Here is a 25,525-nt window from a genome sequence, read left to right as displayed (position 1 = left end):
GCCAGAGTCTAGCCAGCCGAGCCCGTGCTCGACGCCATGACGGCAGGCACCGCGCGACCCGTCTCGCCGATGCGCAGGACGTCGGCCACACGCTCCAGCACGCGCGGCGAGTGCGTCACGACCACGAGGCTCCGCTCCGGCGCGAGGGCCAGGACGTCGTCGAGAAGGGCATCGGCGGCGGCCTCGTCCAAGTGCTCGGTGGGCTCGTCGAGCACCAGCACGCGGTGCCCCGACAGCACGAGGCGTGCGAGGCACAGCCGCTGTCTCTCCCCACCCGACAGCCGCCCGCCGCGCTCCCCCACCGACGTGTCGAGACCGTCGGGCAGCGCCCGGACGAAGTCGGCCAGCCCGGCCCGCTCCAGCGCCACGAGCAGGTCGGCGTCCTCGGCGGACGGGGCGGCAAGAAGGAGGTTCTCGCGGATCGTCGTGTCGAACACCATCTCGTCCTGGCCCAGGTAGCCGACCACCGACCGCACGTCGGACGCCGCGAGCCCGCTGACGTCCACCCCGCCGAGCCGCAGGTCCCCGCCGAGCGGCTCGACCAGGCGCGCGAGCGTCAGGGCCAGGGTGCTCTTGCCGCCGCCGCTCGGTCCGGTGATCGCGACGACGCCGCCCTCGGGCACGGTCAGCTCGATGTCGCGGACGAGGGGCGCGCCCCAGCCGATCGCGAGACCGCCGGCGACCAGCTCGAACGAGCTCGGCAGGACGGCGGGAGCCGCCGGCTCGTCGATCGCGTCGGGCGCCTCGGCCAGCTCGGCGAGGCGACGCTCCGCGTCCTCGATGGCCGGGCGCAGCGCCTCGGCGTCCGCGACCGCCGTCAAGGGTTCGACCAGGGCGATGGGTGCCAGCACGACGACACCGACGAGGACGGGCGCGAGCCCTCCCGACATCGCGGCGACCGTGGCCACCGCGACGCCCGTACCGAGCAGCACGATCGCCTCGCCCGAGCCGGCCAGTCGCGCGGTGCGGCGCTGGGCCGACGCGAGCAGGTCGATGCTGCGGTGGGCCGAGTCGCGGATCAGCCCCGTCGCGCCGTAGGCCACGAGGTCGGGAGCCGCGACGAGGCCGTGGCTGACGTCGGCGGCGAGGTCGCCGCGCCATCCGGACGACCGGTCGCCCGACTGCCGCACGGCCCAGGGCACGATGCGGCGCACCAGCGCGAGCACCAGCACCGTGGTCGCGCCGACGACCGCGCCGGAGGCCGGGTCGATCACGGCGACGAGCCCGACGGTCGCGACCGACGTCACCAGGGCCGTGATCCACGGGCTGCGCAGCCTCAGCATGCGGTCCTGCACGGCGTCGATGTCCGAGACGACCCGGCTGACGAGGTCACCGCGGCGACCGGCGAGGCCGGACGGCGCCACGCGATCGAGCTCGCGGTACGCCGCGATGCGCGCGTCGGTGACGCGTGCCAGCGCCACGTCGTGGGTGAGCAGTCGCTCGACGTACCGCAGCGCGGCGCGACTCAGGCCGAAGAAGCGCACGGCCACGATCGCGACCATCAGGTAGAGCACGGGCGGCTGCTCGGCGGCGCGCACGATCAGCCACGCCGACACCAGGAGCAGCGCGACGGCGGCCAGCTGCGACAGCACCCCGAAGGTGCGTCCCCACGCCAGGCGTCTCATGCCGTCACCAGCCGTCGTGCCAGGCGCAGCTCGCGGTCGGCGGCGGCGATCGTCTCGGGCCGGTGTGCCACGACGACGACGGTGACCGGCAGCGTCCTCAGGGTCGACAGCACGGTGGCCTCGCGGCCGGCGTCCAGGCCCGCGGTCGGCTCGTCGAGCAGCAGCAGGCGCGCCCTGCCACGGCGGATGCGCAGCAGCGCCCGGGCGATCGCGATGCGTCGCCGCTCCCCCGCCGACACGTCGTCGCCCGACTCGTCGATCGTCCGGTCGAGCGCCAGGTCGCCGGCCCCTGCGTCACGCAGCGCCGCCAGCACGTCGCCGACCGACGAGTCGGCGTCGCCCAGGCGGACGTTCTGCTCGATCGTCCCGCCCACGAGACCCGGCACCTGCGGCACCCATGCGACCTGGTCGCGCCAGGCCACCGGGTCGATCGCGGCGAGGTCGACGTCGCCGACCAGGACGTACCCCGCCGAGGGGCGCTCGAAGGCCATCAGCAGCGAGAGCATGGTCGACTTGCCGCTGCCCGACTCGCCCGTGACCGCCACGAACTCGCCCGGACGCACGCGGTGGTGCGACAGCGCGAGGCTCGGCGCGCTGCGCCCGTCGTGCCGCACCACGACGCCGTCGAGCACGAGCTCGGACGTCGTGAGGTCGGGCGCGGCGAGCGTGCCGACGTGCCGGTCGTGCTCGAGCAGCGCGAGCACCGCCGCCGTCGCCTCCGCCCCCTCGGTGCTGTCGTGGAACAGCGAGCCGAGCCGCTTGACCGGAGCGAACGCCTCGGGTGCCAGCAGCAGCACGAACAGCGCGGGCGCCAGGTCGAGATGGCCCTCCACGACCCGAAGGCCGACGCTGACCGCGACCAGCGCGACCGCGAGCGTCGAGAACAGGTCGAGCACGAACGACGACAGGAACGCCAGGCGCAGGGCCCGGCCGGACTCGCGGCGGTGCCGGTCGCCGATCTGGCGCAGGCCCTCCTCCTGCCGGCGCCCGAGCACCTTGAGCACCACGAGCCCGTCGAGCACCTCGGCGAAGTGACGCCCGACCCGCTCGAGCGCCTGCCAGCGCCGGTCGATGCGGTCCTTGGTGACGAGCCCTACCAGCACTAGAAAGACGACCGTCAGCGGCAGCGTGACGCCGACGATGACGGCCGACAACGGGTCGGCCAGGCCGATCGCGACGACGATCGCTGGCGGGACGAGGGCCGACAGGACGATCTGCGGCAGGAACCGGCCGACGTAGCCGTCGAACGCGTCGAGCCCCGGGCCGAGCAGCGTCACGACACCGGCGCTGCTGGGCCGCGGGCCGAGGCGGCGCGGGTCCATCAGGTCGTCGACGAGCTCGTGGCGCAGCTCGGCCTTGACCGACGCGGCCGCGCGGGCCGCGACCGCCGTGTGGGCCCACGCGATCGCGGCGCGCAGGCCCAGGCCCGCCAGCACCGCCACCGGCAGGAGCCCGATCGCGTCGGCGTCGAACCGGCGGGCCACGACGTCGGCGACGAGGTGCGCGACGGCCACGACCGTCGCCGCGGTGCCGACGCCCAGCAGCACGCTGGTGCCGAGCAGCCGGCGGACGCCGCGCGACCGGCGGACGAGGCGGGGGTCGAGGGGTGCCATCGCCGTCAGCCCGGGATGTGCTGGACGCCGATGCGGCGACGGAACACCCAGTACGACCAGCTCTGGTAGATCAGGACGATCGGCGTGAAGACGACCGCGACCCACGACATGATCTTCAACGTGTAGGGAGTCGAGCTGGCGTTGTCGGTCGTGAGCGACCACGCGGGGTCGAGCGACGACACCATGACGTCCGGGAACAGCGCCGCGAACAGCATCACGACGAGCAGGCCGATCGCGACCGCCGTGCCGGCGAACGCCCAGCCGTCCCGGCGCGCGGTGGCCGCCGCGAGACCCAGGACGAAGGCGACCAGCACGCCGACGCCGACGGCCCAGACCTGCATCGTGTCGTCCCGCAGCGCCGTCCACCCGACGAAGACCGTCGTCAGGAAGGCGGCGAGGACGCCGACCCGCAGACCCATCGCGATGGCTCGCTCGCGGATGGGCCCGGTCGTCTTGAGCCCGATGAAGAAGGCACCGTGGACGAGGAAGACCGTGAGCGTCACCAGTCCCCCGAGCACGCCGTAGGGGTTGAACAGGTCGAGCAGCCCGCCGACGTACTCCTGGTCGGCGTCGATCGGGACGCCCCGCACGATGTTGGCCAGCGCGACGCCCCACACCAGAGCCGGGACGACCGACCCGAAGCCGATCACGATGTCGCACCGCAGCCTCCACCACGACTCTGGGCGCTTGCTGCGGAACTCGATGCCGATGATGCGCACGATCAGCGCCACCAGGATCAGCAGCAGCGGCACGTAGAAGCCGCTGAACAACGTCGCGTACCACTCGGGGAACGCCGCGAAGGTCGCCCCGCCCGCCACGATGAGCCACACCTCGTTGCCGTCCCAGACCGGGCCGATCGTGTTGAGCAGCACCCGCCGCTCCTTGTCGTCGCGCGCGAGCAGGGCCATCAGCATGCCGACGCCGAAGTCGAACCCCTCGAGCACGAGGTAGCCGATCCACAGCACCGCGATGACGATGAACCAGAAGGTCGTGAGATCCATGTGATCTGTCCTGTTCTCTCGGCCGGCTCAGTACGCGAACGCGAGGGGTGCGTCGGCGTCGTCGGGGTCGCCGGGCGGCTCGAGCTCGGGCAGGCCGGCCTTGACGTAGCGCAGCAGCAGCCTGACCTCGATGACGGCGAGCACGCCGTACAGCGCCGTGAACGTCCCGAGCGACAGGGCGACCTCGCCCAGCGACGTGCTCGGCGAGACGCCCGCGGAGGTCGGCATCAGGCCGAACACGACCCACGGCTGACGTCCCATCTCGGTGAAGATCCAGCCGAACGAGTTGGCCGCCATCGGCAGCAGGGGCAGCACGATCGCCGAGCGGAGCAGCCACCTCGAGGTGGGGGTGCGACCGCGGCGCGTGGCCCAGAGCATCACCGCCCCGGCCGCCATCGCCAGCCCTCCCGTCGTGATCATGAGCCGGAAGGTCCAGTAGGTGACGGGGATGTTCGGGGCGTAGTCGCCGGGGCCGTACCTCTGCTGGTACTCGCGCTGCAGCGAGTCGATGCCGCGCACCTCGCCGTCGAAGCTGCCCGTGCCGAGGAACGACAGCAGCTTGGGGATCTCGAGCTTGTAGACCTCCTGCGAGCCGTCGAGCGTCCCGACCGTCAGGATCGAGAACGGGGCCGGCTTGGCGTCCTCGTAGAGTCCCTCGGCCGCGGCCATCTTCATGGGCTGCACCTCGGTCATGACCTTGCCCTGGAAGTCGCCCGAGATCATGGTGCCGAGGCCGGCGACGAGCAGCACGACGGCACCCATGCGGAAGGCCGGGCGGAAGGCGTCCGCGTCGCGGTCGGGGTGCCTCATCATGTGCCACAGCGCGACACCTGCCACGAACGCCCCGGCCACCATGAAGCAGCCGAAGATCTGGTGCGGGAAGGTCACCATCAGCACCTTGTTGGTCAGCACGGCACCGAAGTCGGTCAGCTCGGCGCGCCCCTTCTCGGGGTTGAGCGTGTAGCCGACGGGATTCTGCATGAACGAGTTGGCCGCCAGGATGAAGTAGGCCGAGAACACCGTGCCGAGAGCCGCGATCCAGATGCAGGCCAGGTGCAGGCCGGGGCGCAGCCGCTCCCAGCCGAAGATCCACAGGCCGAGGAACGTCGACTCGAGGAAGAACGCCAGCAGCCCCTCGATCGCGAGCGGGGCGCCGAAGATGTCTCCGACGAAGCGCGAGTAGTCGCTCCAGTTCATCCCGAACTGGAACTCCTGCACGATGCCGGTCGCGATGCCCATCGCGAAGTTGATCAGGAACAGCTTGCCGAAGAACTTGGTGAGCCGCAGCCAGCGCTCGTCGCCCGTGCGCCACCACGCGGTCTGCATCGACGCGACCAGGACGGACAGGCCGATCGTCAGCGGGACGAAGAAGAAGTGGTAGACCGTCGTGATGCCGAACTGCCAGCGAGCGAGGTCGAGGACGTCCATGTGATCTCCTTCGTCTACTACGCACCGTAGTAACTACTACCGACTGTAGTAAGTCCGCGGGTGCACATGCAAGACGAATTACTACCTCTCGTAGTAGATTGGGTCACATGCCTCGCCTCGGAGAGCTCGAACGCTCCGTCATGAACGTCCTGTGGGACGCCCCTGCCCCCCTGACCGTCCGGGAGGTGCTCGACGCCCTGGGCGAGCGCGACCTCGCCTACACGACGGTGATGACGGTCCTCGACCGGCTCGGCACCAAGCAGATGGTGCGCCGCGAGCGCGACGGCCGGGCCTTCCACTACGCCCCCGCGCTCACGCGCGACGCTGCGACGTCCGAGCTGCTGCACGCGGCGCTCGACGAGGCCGGCACCGACCGCACTGCGGCCCTCGTGCACTTCGCCCGCACCGTCGACCCCGACGAGGCCAAGGCCCTGCGCGCGGCCCTCGACGAGATCGTGGCCCGGGAATCGCCGTGACCCCGCTGCTGCTCGGCCTGATCGGGCTGGCCCTGGCACTGCCCGTGCCCGCGCTGCTGGCCCGCACTGCGTGGCCGATGCTGGTCCCGCGCGCCGGCATCGTGCTGTGGCAGTCGTTCGCCCTGGCGGCCGTGCTCGCCATCTCGGGTGCCGCGCTGTCGACGGCCCTGTGGCTCGTGACCCACGACGAGCTGACGTGGTGGCGCGTCGCGCTGCACCTGACGATCATGGCCATCGGCGTGCTGGTCTGGGCGCGCTTCTGGTGGGCCGCGTGGACCGTCTACCGCGAGACGCAGGCGCGCCGGCGCCGGCAGCGCGCCCTCGTCGACCTGCTCGGCGAGGCCGACGGCATGGCGCCTGCGCTGCGCATCCTGCAGGAGCAGACACCCATCGCCTACTGCGTGCCCGGCATCGCGTCGCCCCGCATCGTGGTCTCGCAGGGCACGATCGCCCGGCTCAGCGCCGACGAGTACGCCGCGGTGCTCGAGCACGAGCGCGCGCACGTGCGACGCCGCCACGACCTCGTCCTCGAGGCGTTCACGGTGCTGCACCGGGCGTTCCCGCGGTTCCTGCGCACCGACGCCCCGTTGGTGCAAAGCCAGATCATGGTCGAGCTGCTCGCCGACGACGTCGCCCGGCGCTCGTTCGGCGAGGCTCCCGTCGCGGGTGCGCTCGTGGCGCTCGCCGGATCGCCGACCCCGGCCGGAGCCCTGGGCGTCGGCGGCGCCGCGTCGGTGCGCATGTCACGACTGCAGCAGACCGACCCGCGCCACCCGTGGGCGTCCGTGGCGGCCTACGCGATATCGGCGGTCGTGCTGATCGCCCCGACGGTGCTGCTGGCCGTCCCGTGGATGCTCCACGCCTGGCACACCCTGCGCACCTGACCCCCCAACGGTGACGCGCGGGTTGCGCCCGCAGGAACCCGCGCGTCAGCGGGACAGAACCCGCGCGTCAGCGGGGCGGAACCCGCGCGTCAGCGGGGCGGAACCCACGCGTCAGCGATGTGGTCTAGAGGAACTCGTTGGGATCGAACTCGGCGATGGGGATGACCCGGATGCGCGGCAGCTTGTCGTTGAACGCCCGCACGTCGTACTCGAGGTCGTGGAACTCCAGGCCCCGGTCGAACAGCGGGACGTAGCCCGAGCTGCGGAACTCGTGGAAGGCCAGCAGGGCCGTGCGCCGACCGTCGCCCACCAGCGGCGACAGCTGCTCGATGAAGTCGCCGTCGTTGCTCGCGAGCATGACGTCGGCCTCACGCCGCGCGAGCTCGTCGAGCGTGCGCTGGATGGCGATGTCGACGACCTTCTCGTCGGCGCGTCCCGACAGCGGCACGGGGCGGAACCCCATCGACGTCAGCGCCTGCACGAACGGCATCGGCAGCTCGCCGTTGGCGGCGAGGAAGAACAGCCCCTTGGTCTGCTGGTCCCAGTGGTCCTCGGCGAACTGCAGCAGCCGGTCCCAGCGGGGACGCTCGTGTGGCTGCGGACGCCGCCCGAGGATCGACTGGCCGAGGGTCGCGTCGATGTTCTCGCCGTCGACCAGCACGTACGTGGTGCGATCCGTCATGATCGGACCCTACGCGAGGCTGCGCGTCACGCCACCACGAGCGGGGTCACGGCGGTCCGGATGGCATCGGGTACGGGTGTCACGGCGCGCGTCTGCGCATCGACGTAGACGTGCACGAACCGCCCCAGCGCTGCGGGTTCGTCGCCGTCTCCTTGGAAGATCGCGAGCCGGTAGACGATGCTCGACGTGCCGAGCCGGGTGACCGACAGACCCACCTCGACGTCGTCGGGGAAGCGCAGCTCGCGCAGGAACTCGCACTGCGTCTCGGCCACCAGGCCCACGGCGTCGAGCCGGCGGGTGTCGATGCCCGTGGCGGCGAGGAGGAACCCGTTGACCGCGGTGTCGAAGTACGAGTAGTAGACGACGTTGTTGACGTGCCCGTAGACGTCCTCGTCGTCCCACCGCGTGGTGATGGTGCGCAGGGCGACGAACTCCGAGCGCAGCCGCGGACCGCCGGCCTCTGTCCCCATCACGCCGACTCCTCGTCGCGCAGGCGCTGGCTGATGACCGCCGACACCCCGTCGCCGCGCATCGAGACGCCGTAGAGCGCGTCGGCGACCTCCATCGTGCGCTTCTGGTGCGTGATGACGACGAGCTGCGAGTTGGCACGCAGCTCTTCGTAGAGCTCGAGCAGGCGGCCGAGGTTGGCGTCGTCGAGCGCCGCCTCGACCTCGTCGAGGATGTAGAACGGGCTGGGACGTGCCTTGAACAGCGCCACGAGGAACGCGACGGCCACGAGCGACCGCTCGCCGCCCGACAGCAGCGACAGCCGCTTGACCTTCTTGCCCGCCGGGCGGGCCTCGACGTCGATGCCCGTGGTCAGCATGTTCTGCGGGTCGGTGAGGATCAGTGCGCCCTCGCCGCCCGGGAACAACCGGGTGAACACGTGCTGGAAGGCGCTCTCGACGTCGTACCAGGCCTCGGTGAAGACCTGCTCGACCTTGGCGTCGACCTCCTCGACGATGTCGAGCAGGTCCTTGCGGGTGCGTCGCAGGTCGTCGAGCTGCTCGGAGAGGAACTGGTGACGCTCCTCGAGCGCGGTGAACTCCTCGAGCGCGAGCGGGTTCACCTTGCCCAGCATCGCCATCGACCGCTCGGCACCGCGCAGACGCTTGACCTGGGCCTCGCGGTCGTACGGGACGGCCTCGGCCGGCAGTGACTCGTCCTCGCCCTCGACCGTGACGGGCGGCACCAGCTGGTCGGGACCGTAGTCGGTGACGAGGGTCTCGACGTCGAGGCCCAGCTCGTCGAGCGCGCGGCTCTCGAGGCCCTCGAGGCGCATGCGCAGCTCGGCGCGCGCCATCTCGTCCTTGTGGACCGAGTCGGTCAGGCCGTCGAGCTGCGAGATCAGGTCGCGCAGCTGCGCGCGCACCGTGCGCAGCGTCTCTTCGCGGCCCGAGCGCGACTGCTCGATCTCGGCCCGCAGCGCCGATGCCTGGGCGATCGACGTCTCGAGCCGTGCCAGCACCTGGTCGGCCGCCGCGACGACGGCTCGGGCGGTCTCGGCCTCGCGCAGCTGGCGGGCTCGACGCTGGGCCGCCCGCACCCGCGCGTCACGCTCGGCCGCGGCCGCCTCGAACAACGACGTGACCTGGGCGGCGAGGGCACGCGCGCGCTCCTCGTTGGTGCGCAGCGCCAGACGGGCCTCGGTCTCGGCACGGCGGCACGCGGACGCCTTCTCGGCGAGCTCTTCGAGCAGGGCCGTGTCGGGCTCCTCCTCGGGCGCCGACTCGGCCTGGCTGAGCCGCTCCTCGAGCTCGGCGAGGCCCGACACGTCGCCGGCCCTTGCCTCCTCGGCGGTGGCGATCGCGGCCGCGAGCCGATCGGCCTCGCCGCGCGCGGCGCGAGACGTCGCGCCGAGGTGACCGAGGTTCTCGGCCACCGCGGCCATGGTGGCGTCGGACTCGTGCAGCTCGCCGAGGGCCGCGTCGACGCGCTCCTGGGCCGCGGCTCGGACGGCCTCGAGCCGGCCCTGCTCGAAGCGCAGGCGCTCGATCGTGTGTGCCGCGGCGGCCAGGTCGGCCTCGGCGGCGTCGAGGGCGGCCTGCACCTCGATGAGGCTCTGCTTGGACGTCGACCCGCCGGCCGCGAAGTGCGCGCCGAGCACGTCGCCGTCGCGGGTCACGGCCGTGACGTCGGACGCGACCCGGACGACCTCCTGCGACTGCTCGAGCGTGTCGACGACTGCGACCTTGAACAGCAGCCGCCGCAGCGCGCCCTGAAGCGCCGCGGGCGCCTCGACGACGTCGATCGCGTACGTGGCGCCGTCGGGCAGCCCAGGCCACGTGGAGTCGTCGACCTCTCCCCCGCCCAGCAGCATGCCGGCACGGCCGAGATCTTCGGACTTCAGCCGTCGCATGGCCGTCACGGCGGTGTCGAGGTGGTCGACGGCGACGGCGTCGGCCGCCGATCCGAGCGCTGCCGCGATCGCCGCCTCGAAGCCGCTGCGCACCGTCAGCAGCGCGGCCACCGATCCGAGCAGCCCGCTGATCTCGTCGGTCGCGGCCAGCAGCGCACCGGCCCCGTCCTTGCGCGAGAGGCCCAGCTCGAGCGCCTCCTTGCGGGCCGCGAGGCCCGCCTGCTGGCGCTCGGCCTCGTTGAGCTGCCCGGCGATCGTCGTCAGACCGGCAGCGGCCTGCTCGAGGTCGGCCTCGGCCGCCTCGAGCTTCTCGTCGAGACCGGACTCGCCGGCGTTGAGACCGGCGATCTGGTTCTCGAGCGCCGTGAACTGCTTCTGCGCCTCGACGGCGCGCGACTCGGCCTCGTCGCGGGCGGCCGTCAGACGTCCGATCTCCTCGCCTGCCGCGGTGGCCCGGCTCTTGAGCGCGTTGACCTGCCCGTGCAGGCGTGCGAGCCCCTCGCGCTGGTCGGCCGCGGCACGCAGCAGGCCCGCGACCCGCCGCTCCTCGGCCGTGTAGGCCGTCTCGGCCTCGCCACGCTCGGCGATGACGGCCTCGAGCGCCTCGGTGGCCTGGGCGACGCCGGCGCTGAGCTGCTCGTGCTGCTCCTGCGCACGGCGCGCCTCGGCCTCGAGCTCTTCGGGGTCTCGACCCTCGCGCCGGTCGTCGGCCTCGACCGCGGCCAGGCGGATGCGCTCGTTGGCCAGCCCGGCCGTGCCCCGCAGCCGCTCGCGCAAGCCCGAGAGGCCGTACCAGGTCTCTTGAGCCGCCGACAGCCTCGGCGAGTCCTCGCGCAGCTGGTCCTCGAGCTCGGTCTCCTGCTCGCGGGCGGCGGCGATCGCCTGCTCGACCGACTGCCGGCGCTGCTTGAGGGCGGCCTCGTCGGCCAGCTCGGTCTCGATCGTGGTGCGCGCCGTGACGATGTCGTCGGCCAGCAGCCGCGCACGGGCGTCGCGCACGTCGGCCTGGATGACGGCGGCACGCCGGGCCACCTCGGCCTGGCGGCCCAGCGGCTTGAGCTGGCGCCGCAGCTCGGTGAGGACGTCGTTGAGCCGGGTCAGGTTGCCCTGCGTGGCGTCGAGCTTGCGGAGGGCCTTCTCCTTGCGCTTGCGGTGCTTGAGGACGCCCGCGGCCTCCTCGATGAAGCCGCGCCGCTCCTCGGGGGTGGCGCGCAGGACGCTGTCGAGCTGGCCCTGCCCCACGATCACGTGCATCTCGCGGCCGATGCCGGAGTCGCTGAGCAGCTCCTGGACGTCGAGCAGCCGGCACGTGTTGCCGTTGATCGCGTACTCCGAGCCGCCGTTGCGGAACATCGTGCGCGAGATCGTCACCTCGCTGTACTCGATCGGCAGGGCACCGTCGGCGTTGTCGATCGTCAGCACCACCTCGGCGCGCCCCAAGGGCGGGCGCCCCGACGTCCCGGCGAAGATGACGTCCTCCATCTTGCCGCCGCGCAGCGACTTGGCCCCCTGCTCGCCCATCACCCACGAGAGCGCGTCGACCACGTTGGACTTGCCGGAGCCGTTGGGCCCGACGACGGCGGTGATGCCGGGCTCGAGCTGGAGGGTCGTCGAGGACGCGAACGACTTGAAGCCACGAAGGGTGAGGCTCTTGAGGTACAACGTGGCTCCTACGACGGACGGCGACTGCTATCACTCAGTGCTCGAGGGCCACCCTAGTGCGGCAGGACGCCTGCGTGCGACGTCCGACCGGTGTCGGTGCGAGAGGTCAGTGCGAGACGGTCTCGGCCAGGTCGCTGGCCGAGACGAGGTCGACGCGCTCGCGCAGGGCGGCGAGCAGGCCGTCGTTCTCGACCTTGAGGCGCAGGACCTCGTCCTCGAGGTCGGCGATGCGCCGACGCATCGAGGCCGTCTGCTGCAGCTGTGCCGAGGTGGGTCCGCCGAGGTATCCGACAAGTGCTTTGGCCATGACTGTTCTCCGCGAGCTGGCTTGATGATCCAAGCGTGGGCTGATGAGGCGTGCGCCGACGGTGCCGAGCACGGGGCAGGATCGACGATCCGCGTCTATCAGTCTCCCACCGCGCCAGGCGCCCGGTCAACTCTGCCCCGCGTGGCTAGGCTCGGCGCATGGACAACCTCTTCGTGCCGGCGTCCGGCACGTGGCAGCCCGTGTCCCCCAGGCTCGCGACCGTGCGACGCATCGAGATCGGTGCGGTCGCCGCTGTCGTGGTCGTGGTCGGCCTCGTGCTGCTGGTGCTGCTCGGCGACCTGCGCTGGATCGGCGTGGCCGTGGCGGCGGTGGGGCTGGCCGGCGGCGCGTGGGGCTGGTCGTGGGCGGGACGCAACCAGCGCAGCTGGGGCTACACCGAGAACGCCGACGACCTGCTGGTCACGCGGGGCGTGATGTTCAAGCGGCTCGTGGCGATCCCCTACGGACGCATGCAGTTCGTCGACGTCCAGGCCGGACCCCTCGCCCGGGCCTTCGGCATCGCCACCGTCACGCTGCACACCGCCAGCACCGAGACCGCCGCCGACATCCCCGGGCTGGCGTCCGGCGAGGCGACGCGCCTGCGCAACCGCCTCACCGAGCTGGGCGAGTCGCGTGGCGCCGGGCTCTGACGCCGTCGTCGAGGCCGTGGGGCACCGCACCCATCCCCTCACCGCGGTCGTGCGGGGCGCCCTGCTCGCCGTCGCTGCCGTGCTCGGCCTGCTCGGATCGGTCTTCTCCGGCGACACGTGGGGTGACGTGCCCGCCGTCGTCGCGCTCGGCATCGCCCTGGTCGGGGGGCTGGTGCTGGGCATGGTCGTCGGCTTCGCCGGGTGGCTGTTCACTCGCTACGTCATCGACGGCACCGAGCTGCGGATCGACTCCGGCGTCGTCACCAAGTCGTCGCGGCGCATCCCCTACGAGCGCATCCAGTCGGTCGACATCGCCGAGCCGCTCGTCGCCCGCGTGCTGGGCCTGGCCGAGCTGCGCATCGAGATGGCCGGCGGCAAGGACTCGCGCACGTCGCTGAGGTTCTTGAAGCTCGCCGACGCGCGGGCGCTCCGACGCGTGCTGCTGTCGCGCGCCCACGGCGACGACGTCGAGCAGGCACCCGACGAGCGGCGCAGCATCATCACGCGGGTGCCGCCCGAGCGCGTCATGATCGGCACGCTGCTGTCGCTCGACTTCGCCTTCGCCGCCGCGGGCTCGCTCGTCCTGCTGGTGCTCGCGACGTGGTTCGGCGGCGTCGTGGTGCTGCTGGGCGGCATCGTGCCGCTGGCCACGTGGCTCGCGCAGATCGTCGCCCGCCGCGTGCTGCAGCAGTGGAACTTCACGCTGTCGCGCGGGGAGCGCGGCCTGCGCATCGAGCGCGGGCTGCTGTCGCGCACGTCGCAGACGATCCCGGTCGACCGGGTGCAGGGCATCGCCGTCAAGGAGCCGTTCGTGTGGCGTCGCCTCGGGTGGCAGCGGCTCGAGGTCGACATCGCCGGCTACGCCGAGCACGGCGACGACGACGACGGCGACTCGTCGTCGGTGCTGCTGCCGATCGCCGACCGGGCGCTCGCCGCGGCCGTCATCGCCGAGCTGATGCCGTCGGCGAGCATCGACGTCCCGCACATCGCCGCACCTCGGCGGTCGCGGCTCTTCGCGCCGATCGGTTGGAGGTTCCGCTGGGTGGGCGCCGACGCCGCGTCGTTCGTGGCCCACGAGGGCTGGATCGAGCAGACCACCAGCATCGTCCCGCACCGGCGCACCCAGTCGGTCGAGCTGCGCCAGGGCCCGCTGCAGCGGCGCCGCCGCGTGGCGACGGTCGAGGTGCACACGCCGAAGGGGCCGGTCGACGCCGACGGTCGTCACCTCGACGAGGGTGAGGCCCGCGAGGTGCTGCTGGCCCAGCTCGAGCGCGCCCGCGCGGCCCGCGTCTGACCGCACACGCCCCCGGCCCCGAACTGTGACGCCTACGGCGTCACCCGCGCGTCGTGACGCCGTGGGCGTCACAGATCGCGAACGGACCGGGGCGGGGTCAGCCGCCGGAGGTGGCGTCCTCGGCGAGCGGGTCGAGGGAGCCCACGACCTCCCGGCTGTCGAGCCAGCCGTCCGGGACGACGACGCGCTTGGGCGTGCCCTGGCGTCCACGCGGCGTGCCGAGCTCGGCGACCGGGAACGACTCGGTCGGGTCGAGGCGGCCCAGCAGCTCGTCGAGCGCGGCGAACGACGAGACCATGCCGAGCTGCTTGCGGACGTCGCTGCCGGCGGCGAAGCCCTTGAGGTACCAGGCGATGTGCTTGCGGAACTCGATGCAGCCCCGCTCCTCGCCCATCACCTCGGCGAGCAGCTCGGCGTGCCGGCGCATCATCGCCGCGACCTCGCCCAGCACCGGAAGGCCGACGACGGGTTCGCCGGCGAAGGCCGCCGCGAGGTCGCGGAACAGCCACGGACGTCCGAGGCAGCCGCGGCCCACGACCACGCCGTCGACACCGGTCTGCTCGACCATGCGGATCGCGTCGGACGCCTCCCAGATGTCGCCGTTGCCGAGCACGGGGATGTCCACGGCGGCCTTGAGCTCGGCGATGGAGTCCCAGTCGGCGTGACCCGAGTAGTGCTGCACCGCGGTGCGTCCGTGCAGGGCGATCGCGGCGCATCCGGTGTCCTGGGCGATGCGGCCGGCGTCGAGGTAGGTCAGGTGGTCGTCGTCGATGCCCTTGCGGGTCTTCATCGTGACCGGCACGCCGTAGGGAGCCGCGGCCGCCACCGCCGAGGTGAGGATCTGCCCCAGCAGGACGTCCTTCCAGGGCAGGGCCGCTCCCCCGCCCTTGCGCGTCACCTTGGGCACGGGGCAGCCGAAGTTGAGGTCGACGTGGTCGACGCCGTGGTCGGCGCACAGGATCTCGACGGCGCGCCCGATGGTGTCGGGGTCGATGCCGTACAGCTGCACCGAGCGGAGCTGCTCGTTGTGCGCGAACGTCAGCATGCCGAGGCTCGTCCGGTCGCCCTCGACGATGCCGCGCGACGTGATCATCTCGCAGACGTAGAGGCCCGCGCCCTGCTCGGCGCACAGCTGGCGGAAGGCTGCGTTGGTGACCCCTGCCATCGGCGCCAGCACGACGGGCGTGGCGACCTCGAGGTCGCCGAGCCGCAGCGATCGGGGCAGCGTGGCGGTGGACATGCCTCCATTGTCCCTCACGCCGCGCTGCCGGATCACACGGCAGGATGGTGCCCGATGAGCGGACCACGACGCAGACCGGGCACTGCCACCGGCAGGAAGAGACCCCTGCGGCGGGCGTTCGGTCGCGCCTCGGGCACGATCGCCCACCTGACGTGGGCCGTCACGGTGGTCGGGCAGATCGTCGGGGTGGCGCTGTTCGACGAGGGCGAGGACTTCGGGCCGGGGATGATGGCGTGGACCTTCTCGGGCTTGTTGTTCGGTGCCGTCACCACGGTCGTGGCCATCGCTGACGCGCCGAGGACCCGGACCGGACGGCCGTGGGACGCGCCGGCGGTCTACGGCTACGCCTCCGTGTGGATCGTCGTCTCGCTGTCGATCTCACCCGCCGCCTTCGCCTACGGGGCGCTCGTGGTGCTCATCGCGGGCGCGCTCGGCGTGTGCCTCCTGCTGGCGGTGCTGGCCGAGGGGCTCTGCTTCGCCGGACTCCTCGGGTTCGGCGCGATCCTCCGTCACGGACCCCCGAAGGGCGCGGACGGCTCACGGTGGGTCGCCTTGGGGCCGTTCGTCGCGACGGTCGGCGCGAGCCTGTGGTTCCTGCCGATCATCGGCGTCCTCGGGTACGACAGCCCCCGCTCCCGGGAGATCCTTCCGCTGGTGGGCGTCCTTCGCGACGACGTCGAGACGACCCACCCGACGCTGCTGCTCATCGGGCAGGTCGGAACGTTCCTGGTCCTCGGCCTGATCGCGCTCGGGACGGTGCTGAGGGTGGCCGCCGCCCGTCTCCGTGGGTGACGGGTGCTCAGTGCGGCAGCAGCCAGCCGTTGTCGACGGCGACGCGGACGGCCTCGGCCCGCGTGCGCGCGCCGGTCTTGCCGATCGCGCTCGACAGGTGGTTGCGCACCGTGCCGTCCGAGAGGAACAACCCCGCGGCGATGTCGGCCACCGTGCCCCCGTCGCGGGCGGCCTGCAGCACGTCCGCCTCCCGCGCGGTGAGGGGCGAGTCGCCCTGCGTCAACGACTCGGCGGCGAGCGTCGGGTCGACGACGCGCAGTCCTTGGTGCACCCGCCGCACGGCATCGGCGAGCTGCCGGGCCGGGGTGTCCTTGACGACGAACCCGCTGGCCCCCGCTGCCATCGCCTGCTTGAGGTAGCCGGGACGTCCGAACGTCGTCACCATCAGCACGCGGCACGCCGGCACGGCGTCGCGCAGCAGCCGGGCCGCGGCGAGGCCGTCGACGCCGGGCATCTCGACGTCGAGCAGCGCGACGTCGGGCTGGTGGGCCAGCGCCGCGTCGACGACCTCGTCGCCGCGCGAGACCTCGGCGACGATCTCGAGGTCGTCCTCCATCTGCAGCAGCGCCGCCAGCGCACCGCGCACCAGCGCCTGGTCGTCGGCGATCAGCACCCGGATCGTCATGCCGGCACCGTCACCGTCAGCTCGAAGCCGCGACGTCCCGGGCCCGGGCTCGTCGTCACGGTGGCCCCGGCGAGGCGGGCGCGCTGCCGCAGGCCGTCGAGCCCCGTGCCAGAACCCTCGTCGGCGGGACCACGTCCGTCGTCGCGCACGGCGATGTGCTCGGCGGACACCTCGACGACGCACTCGGACGCCTCGCTGTGACGGATGACGTTGGTGACGCCCTCGCGCAGCGTCCACGCGAAGAGGTCGCGCCACCGCGACGGCACCTCGTCGGCGACGGTCGGCAGCACCGGGCGGATCCCGGCCGCCTCGAGCGCCATGCGGGCCGAGGCGATCTCGCCCGGCAGCGAGATGCCGCGGATGCCGCGGGCGGTGGACCGGACGTCGGCCAGCGCGTCGCGTGACAGCCGCTGCAGGTCGGCCAGCTCGGCCCGCGCGCGGTCGGGGTCGGTGTCGATGAGCCGCTCGGCCAGCTCGGCCTTGACCGTGATGATCGTGAGCGAGTGGCCCAGGATGTCGTGCAGGTCGCGACCGATGCGGTCACGCTCCTGCTCGACCGCGAGCTCGGACAGGTCGCGCTCGGCCGCCAGCAGCCGGGCCTGACGCTGCCACGCGAGGCGGAACGACCACACCGCCGCCGAGGCCAGGATCACCGCGAAGTTGTTGCCGTGGCTCAGCCATCCGTCGACCACGAGCGGCAGCACCGTCGTCGTCGCGAACAGCGCCGCCACGACGGCCAGCGCCTGCCAGCTGGGAAGGGTCGCGACGGCCAGCGCCGCCACGAAGACCAGGCACGTCAGCGCCTGGTCGCCCGCCCCGGGCACGACCGCGGCGGTCAGCCCGACCATCACCGCGACGGCCGCCCACGCGGCGGCGTAGCGTCGCTCGGCGTGCACGCGGCCGACCTGCATCAGGCCGGCCAGGTAGACCGCCACGAACAGGCCCAGCGCGACGACACCGCCGATGCGGGCGAGGTCGTCGGGCTCGTCGAGCAGGCGCCGCAACGGGTTGCCGAGGAACAGCAGCCAGATGCCGGCGCCGAGGAGCCGGCCCCAGCGGGACCGGTCCTCGAACGTCCGGGGCGTCTCGTTCACGGGTCGAGCCTAGTCAGACGCGCTGCGTGTCGCGGCTCATCCGCCACGCGGCGCCGCCGACGAACACCGCGGCCCACGCCGCGATGTTCAGCACCGCGAGGGCGACGTTGCCGTCCTCGCCGAACGGCGAGCGAGCGATGACGCCGACGCCGTAGGCCGGGGTGAACTTCGCGACCGAGGCGAAGACGTCGCTCATCTGGTCGAGCGGCACGAACAAGCCTCCGGCGAACGACAGCAGGGCCAGCGCGGGGCCGAGGATCTGCATGACGTTCTCGCTCGGCAGCAGGTACCCCATGAAGAGGCCGAACGCCGCGAACACCAGCGTGCAGACCCAGGCGAGCACCCCGCACAGGACGAGGCGTCCGACGGGCAGCTCGGCTCCTGCGAGGTGCCCGACGACGAAGACCGCGACGATCGACGCCAGCCCCATCACCATGGCCACCGCGACCTTGATCGCCACGTACGCGACGGGCTGCAAGGGCGTCAGGCGCAGCTGCCGGCTCCAGCCGAGCGCCCGCTCGGTCGCGACCATCGCGCCGCCGCTCGTCGTGGCGATCATGGCGCCGTAGACGGCCATGCTGACCATGATGTAGGCCGTGGTGTTGCCCTGCCCCGACCGACCGGACCTGTAGGACGAGTCGGTGCCGAACAGCAGGAAGAACACGCTCGGGAACACCAGCGTGAAGATCACGGCTCGCTTGTTGCGCAGCATGCGGCGCAGCTCGAGGCGTAGGAAGGTCGGCGAGAAGCCACCCAGCGGCGGGACGGTCCGGGTCGTGGCGACGGTGCTCATGCGTGGACTCCTTCAGGGATCGCGTCTCCGGTGGCCGGAGTTTCAGTGGTCGGGGCTTCGTCGGCCGTGAGCGCGACGAAGGCCTCCTCGAGGTTGCGGGACGTGATCTCCAGGTCACGGGCCTCGGTGTGGCCGAGCAGGTGCCGCGCGATGGCATCGCTGTCGGACCCGTGCACGATGACCGAGTCGCCGCGGACGTCGACGGCGTCGACTCCCGCGAGCCGGGCGAGGCTGGCGGCGTCCGCGTTCGGCAGCGTCGCGCGCACCGTGCGGCCCGACGCCATCGCCTTGATCTCCGCCGCGGTGCCGTCGGCCACCACGCGTCCGTGGCGCACGAGCACGATGCGGTCGGCGTACGCGTCCGCCTCCTCGAGGTAGTGGGTCGCGAAGACCGTCGTCCGTCCGCGGGCGGCGTCGGAGCGGATGGCGCTCCAGAAGTCGCGCCGGCCCTGCACGTCCATGCCCGTCGTCGGCTCGTCGAGGATCAGCAGGTCGGGGTCGGGCAGCAGCGCCAGGGCGAACCGCAGCCGCTGCTGCTGGCCACCCGACGCCTTGCCCACCGGACGGTCGGCGACGTCGAGGATGCCGGCCCGCTCGAGCACCTCGTCGACGGGGCGCGCGGGGCGGAACAGCGAGGCCGTCAGCTCGACGGTCTCGCGGAGCGTGAAGTCCTTGAGCAGGCCGCCGCTCTGCATCACGGCGGCGACCCGTCCGAGGGCGACGGCGGCGCGGGCGTCGCCGCCGAACACCTCGACGACGCCCTCGTCGGGCCGGGTCAGACCGAGGATCATGTCGACGGTCGTGGTCTTGCCGGCGCCGTTGGGTCCGAGGAAGGCCACGACCTCGCCCGGGTGGATGTCCAGGCTCAGGTGGTCGACCGCGGTCACGTCGCCGAAGCGCTTGACGATGCCGTCGACGTGGACGGCCGGAGTGGATCGGTTCATGGCTCCAGCCTCGTCGCGGCGGGACCCGCGCCCCTCGTCGTCCCGTCACGACTCCCCCATGACGGATGTCACCCCGCCGGCCGGACCGACCACACCTCGAGTGGTGCTGTGCGGGTGCCGAGTGGTGCGTTTCGGTCAGACACGCCGTCCCAGTAAGTCCATTCCGCACCACTCGCGGATCTGGGTGGGCGGATCCGGGGCGGCAGCGGTCAGGGGGTCCAGGAGATGGCGGCGTCTGGCGTGGTGGTCTGCAGGCTGACGGAGGTCAGCGTGCGCCCCTTCGGCAGCAGGTAGACCAGGCAGAGATCGGCCGACGCGCCCGGCAGGAAGCTCTCGGGCAGGGCCGGGACGGGGCACGGCTCGAACGTCCCGACGATGTCGTTGGCCGGGACGGAGGTGCCGGTCGAGTCGACCGCGAACAACGGCATCGCGGCCCCGCCGAGGCCGGCCGGCCCATCGTTCGTCACCGTCGCCCGCACGTAGTAGGGGCTCGACCTCTTCGTCGCGGCATCGAGCGAGAAGTACCTGAAGTCCTTCATGGATCCACGCGTCACGGCCGAGACCGTGACGGTGATGGCACTCGCCGCGCTGTCGGCGACCTGGTGCACCACGGTGCCCGGCTCGCCGACGGCGAGCCGCGTGCCGCCCGGCGTGATCGAGACGCCGGGCGGAGGGTCGAAGGCCTTCGACGGCTCGGCCGTGGTCGGGCTCGGCGCGGGCTTGGGCTCGGACGACGAGCAGCCGACCAGCACCACCGCCATGGCCGAGGCGGCCACGGCGGCGACGGCACGAGAAGTTCTCACGCGCCGATTCTGGTGCACCCCGGGTTCAGCAGCCGATCAGCCGTGCGGCGAGGTAGCCGGCCACCTGGTCCAGCGCGACGCGCTCCTGCTTCATCGTGTCGCGCTCGCGGATGGTGACCGCGTCGTCCTCGAGGGTCTCGAAGTCGACCGTGATGCAGTACGGCGTGCCGATCTCGTCCTGACGGCGGTAGCGCTTGCCGATGGCCTGCGCGTCGTCGAACTCGACGTTCCAGAGGGCGCGCAGCTCGGCGGCGAGGCCGCGGGCCTTGGGCGAGAGATCCTCGTTGCGCGACAGCGGCAGCACCGCGGCCTTGACCGGCGCGAGCCGGTGGTCGAGCTTCAGCACCGTGCGGGTGTCGGTGCCGCCCTTGGCGTTGGGCACCTGCTCCTCGGTGTACGCGTCGATCAGGAAGGCCATCATCGAGCGGTTGACGCCTGCGGCGGGCTCGATGACGTACGGCGTCCAGCGCTCGCCCGAGGCCTGGTCGAAGAACTGCAGGTCCTTGCCCGAGTGCTCGGCGTGCGTCTTGAGGTCGAAGTCGGTGCGATTGGCGATGCCCTCCAGCTCGCCCCACTCCGAGCCGGCGAACTCGAAGCGGTACTCGATGTCGACGGTGCGCTTGGAGTAGTGCGACAGCTTCTCGGCGGGGTGCTCGAAGAAGCGCAGGTTGTCGGCGTCGATGCCGAGGCCCGTGTACCAGTCCATGCGGGTCTGCATCCACGTCTCCTGCCACTGCTCGTCGGTGCCGGGCTCGACGAAGAACTCCATCTCCATCTGCTCGAACTCGCGGGTGCGGAAGATGAAGTTGCCGGGCGTGATCTCGTTGCGGAAGCTCTTGCCGATCTGACCGATGCCGAACGGCGGCTTGCGACGCGACGTCGTCATGACGTTGGCGAAGTTGATGAAGATGCCCTGGGCCGTCTCGGGACGCAGGTAGTGCAGCCCCTCGTCGGACTCGACGGGGCCGAGGTACGTCTTGAGCAGGCCGTTGAACATGCGCGGCTCGGTCCAGCGACCGCGGGTGCCGCAGGCCTCGCAGACGATGAGCTCCATGTCGACCGAGTCGGGGTCGATGGTCTCGCCGTCCTTCTTGGCCTTCTTCTCGGCGTAGGCCTCCTGCAGGTGGTCCTGCCGGTAGCGCTTGTGGCAGTTCTGGCACTCGACGAGCGGGTCGACGAACGCCGCGAGATGGCCTGACGCCTCCCAGACCGCGGTGGGCAGGATGACCGACGAGTCGAGGCCCACGACGTCGTCACGGCCCTGCACCATCGAGCGCCACCACTGGCGCTTGATGTTGTCCTTGAGCTCGACGCCGAGCGGGCCGTAGTCCCAGGCGGACTTGGTGCCGCCGTAGATCTCGCCGCACTGGTAGACGAATCCCCTGCGCTTGCTGAGGCTGATGACGTGGTCGACGGTCGTTGCCATGAGGGGATGTTTCCAATCCGGCTGGGTGTCGGCGGGCCTGTGCGAGGCATCGTGATGCCCCGCGCCCGAGGTACGCCGCAGTCTATCGAGGCCGCGCGACGTCCCCGCCTCTGGTGGCCCTCACGTTGATTTGACAATCGTTGTCATGACGAATGACAATCGTTGTCATGAAGAGGACCCTCGCCCTGCTGGCCGTCATCCCGCTCGTCTCGCTCGCCGCCTGCGGCGGCTCGTCCGACGACGGAGGTGCCGGCCGTGGCGGCGACAAGGTCTCGGTCGCGGCGTCGTTCTACCCCTTCGCCTACGCCGTGCAGCAGGTCGGCGGCGACCTCGTCGACGTCCAGAACCTGACCGCGCCGGGCGTCGAGCCGCACGACCTGGAGCTCAAGCCCAAGCAGGTGGGGGCCGTGCAGGACGCCGACCTCGTCGTCTACGAGAAGCACTTCCAGGCCGCGGTCGACGAGGCCGTCGAGCAGGCCGACCGCTCGGACGACGACACGGTCGACGTCGCCGACGTCGTGACGCTCAAGCCGACCCAAGCGGGGGGCGAGGAGGAGCACGGCGACGAGGGGCACGATCACGAGGACGAGGGGCACGACCACGGCGACGAGGACCCGCACACCTGGCTCGATCCCGACAACATGATCGCGATCACGAAGGCCGTCGAGTCCAGGCTGGCGAAGATCGACCCCGCCCACGCCGACCAGTACGCCGCCAACGCCACCGCGTTCGAGGGCGAGCTCACGACCCTCGGCGACGACTTCGCGACCGGTCTGGAGACCTGCACGACGCGCACGATCGTCACGAGCCACGCGGCCTTCCAGTACCTCGCCGCCCGCTACGGCCTGACGCAGGTGCCGATCGCCGGCATCGACCCGTCCAACGAGCCGTCGCCGGCCCAGCTGGCCGACATCACGAAGCTCGTGAAGGCGCAGGGCATCACCACGATCTTCACCGAGGAGCTCGTCAGCCCGGCGATCGCCGACACCATCGCCAAGGAGACCGGCGCGACGACCGCTACGCTCGACCCGATCGAAGGTCTCTCGGCCGACACCAAGGGCGAGACCTACCTGACCTTGATGCGCAAGAACCTCGACACCTTGAAGAAGGCCAACGGCTGTTCATGACACTGCCCACCACCCCGTCTCCCCTGGCGGTCCGCGGCCTGACCGTGGCACTCGACGGTCGACCTGTCCTGCGACAGGTCGACCTCGACGTGTCCGCCGGTGAGTTCGTGACCCTGCTCGGCGCGAACGGATCGGGCAAGTCGACGCTGGTGCGCGCCGCGGTGGGGCTCGTCCCGTTCTCGTCCGGCACGGTCGAGCTGTTCGGCACGCCGCTCGGACGCTTCCGCGACCGGCAGCGCCTGGGCTACGTCCCCCAGCGCTCGCGCGCCGTCGCCGGTGTGCCGGCCACGATGCACGAGGTCGTCATGAGCGGACGCCTCGCCCGCCGCCGGTTCGTGGGCTGGCGCTCCAAGGACGACCTCGCCGCGGTCGAGGCCGCCATCGCCCGCGTCGGCCTGTCCGATCGCACCCGCTCGGCCGTCAGCGAGATGTCGGGCGGCCAGCAGCAGCGTGCCCTGATCGCCCGTGCCCTGGCCGCCGGCGCCGAGCTGCTGATCATGGACGAGCCGACCGCCGGCGTCGACCACGACAACCAGGAGTCCCTCGCCGAGCTGCTGGCCGGTCTCGTCGCCGAGGGCACGTCGATCCTGCTCGTCGCCCACGAGCTCGGCCCCCTGCGTCCGCTGATCCATCGCGCCGTCGTGCTCGAGAACGGCACCGTGACATACGACGGCCCGGTCGATGCGGTCCGCGACCCCGAGCACGTCCACGTCCACGTGCACAGCGGCCGGCCCGAGAAGGCCGACGGCTTCAAGGGCAACCCCGTGGGTGGCGGCCAGGATGCTTGACGCGCTGCAGTACGACTTCATGAAGTACGCGCTGGTCGCCGCGATCTTCACCGGCCTGGCCGCGCCCGCCATCGGCACCTTCCTGGTGCAGCGCCGCCTGGCCCTGCTCGGCGACGGCCTCGGCCACGTCGCCCTCACCGGTGTGGCACTCGGCCTGCTCGTCAACGTCGCGCCGATCTTCACCGCCGTCGTCGTGGCGGCGCTCGGAGCGGTGGTCATCGAGCTGCTGCGCATGTACGGCCGCACCAGCGCCGACGTGGCCCTCGCGATGCTGTTCTACGGCGGCATCGCGGGCGGCGTGCTACTCACCAACATCGCCGGCGAGAGCGCCAACTCGCTCAACGCCTACCTGTTCGGCGCGATCACCACCGTCAGCTCGAGCGACCTCGTCCTGGTGGGGATCCTCGGAGTCGTCGTGATCGCCCTGTCGCTCGGGCTGTCGCCCCAGCTGTTCGCGGTCTGCCAGGACGAGGAGCACGCCAAGGTCAGCGGCGTGCCGACCCGGGCCTACAGCATCCTCATCGCGGTACTCGCAGCCGTCACGATCACCGTCGCGATGAAGACCGTCGGGCTGCTGCTCGTGTCGGCGCTGATGGTCGTGCCGGTCGCCGCCTCCCAGCAGATCACCCGCAGCTTCCGCACCACGCACCTCACGGCGATGGTCATCGGCCTGTTCGCGGCGGTCGGCGGCTTGTTCACGAGCTACCAGATCGACACCGCCCCCGGCCCCACCATCGTCATGATCGCCCTGGTGGTCTTCGCCGTGGCGGCGACCGTCGGCGCGGTGCTGACTCGCACCCGGTCGAGACGCGCCCGAGTAGATTGGGTCTGAGGAGGACGTCATGGTCGAAGCACCGCGCAACACCCGTCAGAGGCGAGCCGTCGTCGCGATCCTGGAGGATCTCGACGGCTTCGCCAGCGCCCAGGAGATCCACGACATCCTCAAGAGGCGCGGCGAGTCCGTCGGCCTGTCGACGGTCTACCGCAGCCTGCAGGTGCTGGCCGACGCGGCCGAGGTCGACGCGCTGCGCAACGACGACGGCGAGGTGCTCTACCGCCAGTGCAGCGCGGGTCACCACCACCACCTGGTGTGCCGCTCGTGCGGACGCACCGTCGAGATCGAGGGGCCGTCGGTCGAGCGCTGGGCCGACAAGATCGCCGACGAGAACGGCTTCCGCGACGTCGCGCACACCCTCGAGATCTTCGGCACCTGCTCGTCCTGCGCCTGACGCGCGTCCCGGAGGACCTCAGTCGGGCCGGGTGACGTGGGTGCACAGGCAGATCTTGTTGCCCTGCGGGTCGGCGAGCACCCAGAAGCGCGGTGCCGCCTGGTCGGAGACCACGACCCCGCCAGCGGCGACGGCCGCCGCGATGCGGTCGTGCACGACCTCGGGCGGCACCCGCAGGTCGAGGTGCCAACGCTGGTGCGGCTCGTCGTGCGGCTCGCACCGCTGGAACCAGATGGTGGGCGTGCGGTGCAGCGGGTCGACCACCTCGTCGTCGCCCCGTGCTTCTGCCTGCAGGACGGCGGCCCAGAACGGTCTGATCGCCTCGATGTCCCAGGTGTCGAGGGCGAGCTCGGGTCGCTGGACGAGCGTCGGATCGGCCACGACCCCCAGGTCGGCGGCGGCGGCGCTGATGCGGCGCGCCAGGTCGACGTCTCGCAAGGTCTTGCCGCCGGCATCGTGACTGGTCAGCACGACGGCGACGTGCTCGGCGCGCAGCTCGACCTCGGGGTGGTGTCCCGCCTCCTCGGCGGCGGCACCGATCGCGACCACCAGCCGCAGACCGGTGGCGAAGTCGCCCGTGGCGAACCTCGCCTCGAGGGTGCCGTACATCGAGCGCCAGTCGTCGAGCCCCATCGGCACGATCTGGTCTCCGGACAGCACGTCGTCAGCCATGTCCCCAGCGT

Annotated in this window: 25 protein-coding genes; 9 read left to right on the top strand and 16 right to left on the bottom strand. The window is 71.8% G+C overall.

Annotated features, from left to right (window positions below):
- Positions 1–8: 8 nt before the first annotated feature.
- From cydC to DX116_RS11090, 4 genes are read right to left on the bottom strand one after another with little or no spacing between them, the layout of a single operon-like run.
- Complete coding sequence (cydC, locus tag DX116_RS11105; RefSeq protein WP_119704342.1) at positions 9–1,625, bottom strand: thiol reductant ABC exporter subunit CydC; 1,617 nt, start codon at positions 1,623–1,625, stop codon at positions 9–11.
- Positions 1,622–3,238 carry a thiol reductant ABC exporter subunit CydD gene (gene cydD / locus DX116_RS11100; protein ID WP_119704341.1) on the bottom strand — a complete coding sequence of 539 codons (1,617 nt, stop codon included), beginning with the start codon at positions 3,236–3,238 and terminating at the stop codon, positions 1,622–1,624. Before cydD ends, cydC begins: the two co-directional genes overlap by 4 nt.
- 5 nt (positions 3,239–3,243) lie before the next feature.
- Complete coding sequence (gene cydB / locus DX116_RS11095) at positions 3,244–4,239, bottom strand: cytochrome d ubiquinol oxidase subunit II (RefSeq protein WP_119704340.1); 996 nt, start codon at positions 4,237–4,239, stop codon at positions 3,244–3,246.
- Positions 4,240–4,266: 27 nt separating this feature from the next.
- Positions 4,267–5,667, bottom strand: coding sequence for a cytochrome ubiquinol oxidase subunit I (locus tag DX116_RS11090; RefSeq protein ID WP_119704339.1), 1,401 nt, complete (start codon positions 5,665–5,667; stop codon positions 4,267–4,269).
- 107 nt (positions 5,668–5,774) lie between these two features.
- On the opposite strand from DX116_RS11090, the gene DX116_RS11085 reads away from it, so the two are divergent.
- Both DX116_RS11085 and DX116_RS11080 read left to right on the top strand, forming a co-directional pair.
- Positions 5,775–6,143: a BlaI/MecI/CopY family transcriptional regulator gene (locus tag DX116_RS11085; RefSeq protein WP_119704338.1), complete on the top strand. Its 369-nt coding sequence runs from the start codon at positions 5,775–5,777 to the stop codon at positions 6,141–6,143.
- Positions 6,140–7,027, top strand: coding sequence for a M56 family metallopeptidase (locus DX116_RS11080; protein ID WP_119704337.1), 888 nt, complete (start codon positions 6,140–6,142; stop codon positions 7,025–7,027). The genes DX116_RS11085 and DX116_RS11080 overlap by 4 nt, the downstream gene beginning before the upstream one ends.
- 124 nt (positions 7,028–7,151) lie before the next feature.
- On the opposite strand, the gene DX116_RS11075 is transcribed toward DX116_RS11080, so the two are convergent.
- The 4 genes from DX116_RS11075 to DX116_RS19940 all read right to left on the bottom strand — a co-directional run bounded on the left by DX116_RS11075 (position 7,152) and on the right by DX116_RS19940 (position 12,037).
- Complete coding sequence (locus DX116_RS11075) at positions 7,152–7,709, bottom strand: NYN domain-containing protein (RefSeq protein ID WP_119704336.1); 558 nt, start codon at positions 7,707–7,709, stop codon at positions 7,152–7,154.
- A gap of 26 nt (positions 7,710–7,735) precedes the next feature.
- Positions 7,736–8,179, bottom strand: a complete 444-nt coding sequence (locus DX116_RS11070; protein ID WP_119704335.1) for an acyl-CoA thioesterase — start codon at positions 8,177–8,179, stop codon at positions 7,736–7,738.
- On the bottom strand, positions 8,179–11,730 hold the full coding sequence (gene smc / locus DX116_RS11065) for a chromosome segregation protein SMC (protein WP_119704334.1): 3,552 nt from the start codon (positions 11,728–11,730) through the stop codon (positions 8,179–8,181). The genes DX116_RS11070 and smc overlap by 1 nt, the downstream gene beginning before the upstream one ends.
- A gap of 106 nt (positions 11,731–11,836) precedes the next feature.
- Positions 11,837–12,037 (bottom strand): hypothetical protein, encoded by a 201-nt coding sequence (locus tag DX116_RS19940; RefSeq protein WP_158591979.1) that lies wholly within the window; start codon positions 12,035–12,037, stop codon positions 11,837–11,839.
- A gap of 158 nt (positions 12,038–12,195) precedes the next feature.
- Between DX116_RS19940 and DX116_RS11055 the strand changes: the two genes are divergently transcribed.
- Together DX116_RS11055 and DX116_RS11050 are read left to right on the top strand one after the other, a co-directional pair.
- Positions 12,196–12,687: a PH domain-containing protein gene (locus DX116_RS11055; protein WP_119704332.1), complete on the top strand. Its 492-nt coding sequence runs from the start codon at positions 12,196–12,198 to the stop codon at positions 12,685–12,687.
- Positions 12,671–13,981, top strand: coding sequence for a PH domain-containing protein (locus DX116_RS11050; protein ID WP_119704331.1), 1,311 nt, complete (start codon positions 12,671–12,673; stop codon positions 13,979–13,981). The genes DX116_RS11055 and DX116_RS11050 overlap by 17 nt, the downstream gene beginning before the upstream one ends.
- Before the next feature lie 97 nt (positions 13,982–14,078).
- Here the strand turns inward: DX116_RS11050 and dusB are convergent, their stop codons facing one another.
- Positions 14,079–15,221: a tRNA dihydrouridine synthase DusB gene (gene dusB, locus DX116_RS11045; RefSeq protein WP_119704330.1), complete on the bottom strand. Its 1,143-nt coding sequence runs from the start codon at positions 15,219–15,221 to the stop codon at positions 14,079–14,081.
- 54 nt (positions 15,222–15,275) lie between these two features.
- Between dusB and DX116_RS11040 the strand changes: the two genes are divergently transcribed.
- Positions 15,276–16,013: a hypothetical protein gene (locus DX116_RS11040; RefSeq protein WP_119704329.1), complete on the top strand. Its 738-nt coding sequence runs from the start codon at positions 15,276–15,278 to the stop codon at positions 16,011–16,013.
- A 7-nt stretch (positions 16,014–16,020) separates the two neighbouring features.
- Here DX116_RS11040 and DX116_RS11035 read toward each other — a convergent pair whose 3' ends face one another.
- The 6 genes from DX116_RS11035 to DX116_RS11010 form a co-directional block, all read right to left on the bottom strand.
- Complete coding sequence (locus DX116_RS11035; protein ID WP_119704328.1) at positions 16,021–16,638, bottom strand: response regulator transcription factor; 618 nt, start codon at positions 16,636–16,638, stop codon at positions 16,021–16,023.
- Entirely contained in the window at positions 16,635–17,732 is a 1,098-nt protein-coding gene (locus DX116_RS11030; RefSeq protein WP_199716053.1) for a sensor histidine kinase, read from the bottom strand. Before DX116_RS11030 ends, DX116_RS11035 begins: the two co-directional genes overlap by 4 nt.
- A 13-nt stretch (positions 17,733–17,745) precedes the next feature.
- Entirely contained in the window at positions 17,746–18,525 is a 780-nt protein-coding gene (locus tag DX116_RS11025; RefSeq protein ID WP_119704327.1) for an ABC transporter permease, read from the bottom strand.
- Positions 18,522–19,469, bottom strand: coding sequence for an ABC transporter ATP-binding protein (locus DX116_RS11020; RefSeq protein ID WP_119704326.1), 948 nt, complete (start codon positions 19,467–19,469; stop codon positions 18,522–18,524). The genes DX116_RS11025 and DX116_RS11020 overlap by 4 nt, the downstream gene beginning before the upstream one ends.
- A gap of 209 nt (positions 19,470–19,678) precedes the next feature.
- Entirely contained in the window at positions 19,679–20,272 is a 594-nt protein-coding gene (locus DX116_RS11015) for a hypothetical protein (RefSeq protein ID WP_147393651.1), read from the bottom strand.
- 25 nt (positions 20,273–20,297) lie between these two features.
- Complete coding sequence (locus DX116_RS11010; protein WP_119704324.1) at positions 20,298–21,698, bottom strand: glycine--tRNA ligase; 1,401 nt, start codon at positions 21,696–21,698, stop codon at positions 20,298–20,300.
- Positions 21,699–21,865: 167 nt separating this feature from the next.
- Between DX116_RS11010 and DX116_RS11005 the strand changes: the two genes are divergently transcribed.
- From DX116_RS11005 to DX116_RS10990, 4 genes are read left to right on the top strand one after another with little or no spacing between them, the layout of a single operon-like run.
- A complete protein-coding gene (locus tag DX116_RS11005; protein ID WP_119704323.1) occupies positions 21,866–22,825 on the top strand; it encodes a metal ABC transporter substrate-binding protein in 960 nt (319 codons plus the stop codon).
- Entirely contained in the window at positions 22,822–23,613 is a 792-nt protein-coding gene (locus tag DX116_RS11000; RefSeq protein WP_119704322.1) for a metal ABC transporter ATP-binding protein, read from the top strand. The genes DX116_RS11005 and DX116_RS11000 overlap by 4 nt, the downstream gene beginning before the upstream one ends.
- Positions 23,606–24,445, top strand: a complete 840-nt coding sequence (locus tag DX116_RS10995) for a metal ABC transporter permease (protein WP_119704321.1) — start codon at positions 23,606–23,608, stop codon at positions 24,443–24,445. The genes DX116_RS11000 and DX116_RS10995 overlap by 8 nt, the downstream gene beginning before the upstream one ends.
- Before the next feature lie 10 nt (positions 24,446–24,455).
- Positions 24,456–24,842, top strand: coding sequence for a Fur family transcriptional regulator (locus DX116_RS10990; RefSeq protein ID WP_119704320.1), 387 nt, complete (start codon positions 24,456–24,458; stop codon positions 24,840–24,842).
- A gap of 18 nt (positions 24,843–24,860) precedes the next feature.
- Here the strand turns inward: DX116_RS10990 and DX116_RS10985 are convergent, their stop codons facing one another.
- Positions 24,861–25,514: a VOC family protein gene (locus DX116_RS10985; protein WP_119704319.1), complete on the bottom strand. Its 654-nt coding sequence runs from the start codon at positions 25,512–25,514 to the stop codon at positions 24,861–24,863.
- Positions 25,515–25,525: the final 11 nt, after the last annotated feature.

Source organism: Aeromicrobium endophyticum, assembly GCF_003586285.1.
GTDB lineage: Bacteria > Actinomycetota > Actinomycetes > Propionibacteriales > Nocardioidaceae > Aeromicrobium > Aeromicrobium endophyticum.
Note: the sequence above shows the minus strand (reverse complement) of the source record. Positions and strands in the feature narration are given on the sequence as shown.

What these genes read in the sequence shown, in the direction of transcription:
- cydC (WP_119704342.1), bottom strand. Translation starts at nt 1,625, where the DNA reads ATGAGACGCCTGGCGTGGGGACGCACCTTCGGGGTGCTGTCGCAGCTG.
- cydD (WP_119704341.1), bottom strand. Translation starts at nt 3,238, where the DNA reads ATGGCACCCCTCGACCCCCGCCTCGTCCGCCGGTCGCGCGGCGTCCGC.
- cydB (WP_119704340.1), bottom strand. Translation starts at nt 4,239, where the DNA reads ATGGATCTCACGACCTTCTGGTTCATCGTCATCGCGGTGCTGTGGATC.
- DX116_RS11090 (WP_119704339.1), bottom strand. Translation starts at nt 5,667, where the DNA reads ATGGACGTCCTCGACCTCGCTCGCTGGCAGTTCGGCATCACGACGGTC.
- DX116_RS11085 (WP_119704338.1), top strand. Translation starts at nt 5,775, where the DNA reads ATGCCTCGCCTCGGAGAGCTCGAACGCTCCGTCATGAACGTCCTGTGG.
- DX116_RS11075 (WP_119704336.1), bottom strand. Translation starts at nt 7,709, where the DNA reads ATGACGGATCGCACCACGTACGTGCTGGTCGACGGCGAGAACATCGAC.
- DX116_RS11070 (WP_119704335.1), bottom strand. Translation starts at nt 8,179, where the DNA reads ATGGGGACAGAGGCCGGCGGTCCGCGGCTGCGCTCGGAGTTCGTCGCC.
- DX116_RS19940 (WP_158591979.1), bottom strand. Translation starts at nt 12,037, where the DNA reads ATGGCCAAAGCACTTGTCGGATACCTCGGCGGACCCACCTCGGCACAG.
- DX116_RS11055 (WP_119704332.1), top strand. Translation starts at nt 12,196, where the DNA reads ATGGACAACCTCTTCGTGCCGGCGTCCGGCACGTGGCAGCCCGTGTCC.
- dusB (WP_119704330.1), bottom strand. Translation starts at nt 15,221, where the DNA reads ATGTCCACCGCCACGCTGCCCCGATCGCTGCGGCTCGGCGACCTCGAG.
- DX116_RS11040 (WP_119704329.1), top strand. Translation starts at nt 15,276, where the DNA reads ATGAGCGGACCACGACGCAGACCGGGCACTGCCACCGGCAGGAAGAGA.
- DX116_RS11035 (WP_119704328.1), bottom strand. Translation starts at nt 16,638, where the DNA reads ATGACGATCCGGGTGCTGATCGCCGACGACCAGGCGCTGGTGCGCGGT.
- DX116_RS11025 (WP_119704327.1), bottom strand. Translation starts at nt 18,525, where the DNA reads ATGAGCACCGTCGCCACGACCCGGACCGTCCCGCCGCTGGGTGGCTTC.
- DX116_RS11020 (WP_119704326.1), bottom strand. Translation starts at nt 19,469, where the DNA reads ATGAACCGATCCACTCCGGCCGTCCACGTCGACGGCATCGTCAAGCGC.
- DX116_RS11010 (WP_119704324.1), bottom strand. Translation starts at nt 21,698, where the DNA reads ATGGCAACGACCGTCGACCACGTCATCAGCCTCAGCAAGCGCAGGGGA.
- DX116_RS11005 (WP_119704323.1), top strand. Translation starts at nt 21,866, where the DNA reads ATGAAGAGGACCCTCGCCCTGCTGGCCGTCATCCCGCTCGTCTCGCTC.
- DX116_RS11000 (WP_119704322.1), top strand. Translation starts at nt 22,822, where the DNA reads ATGACACTGCCCACCACCCCGTCTCCCCTGGCGGTCCGCGGCCTGACC.
- DX116_RS10995 (WP_119704321.1), top strand. Translation starts at nt 23,606, where the DNA reads ATGCTTGACGCGCTGCAGTACGACTTCATGAAGTACGCGCTGGTCGCC.
- DX116_RS10990 (WP_119704320.1), top strand. Translation starts at nt 24,456, where the DNA reads ATGGTCGAAGCACCGCGCAACACCCGTCAGAGGCGAGCCGTCGTCGCG.
- DX116_RS10985 (WP_119704319.1), bottom strand. Translation starts at nt 25,514, where the DNA reads ATGGCTGACGACGTGCTGTCCGGAGACCAGATCGTGCCGATGGGGCTC.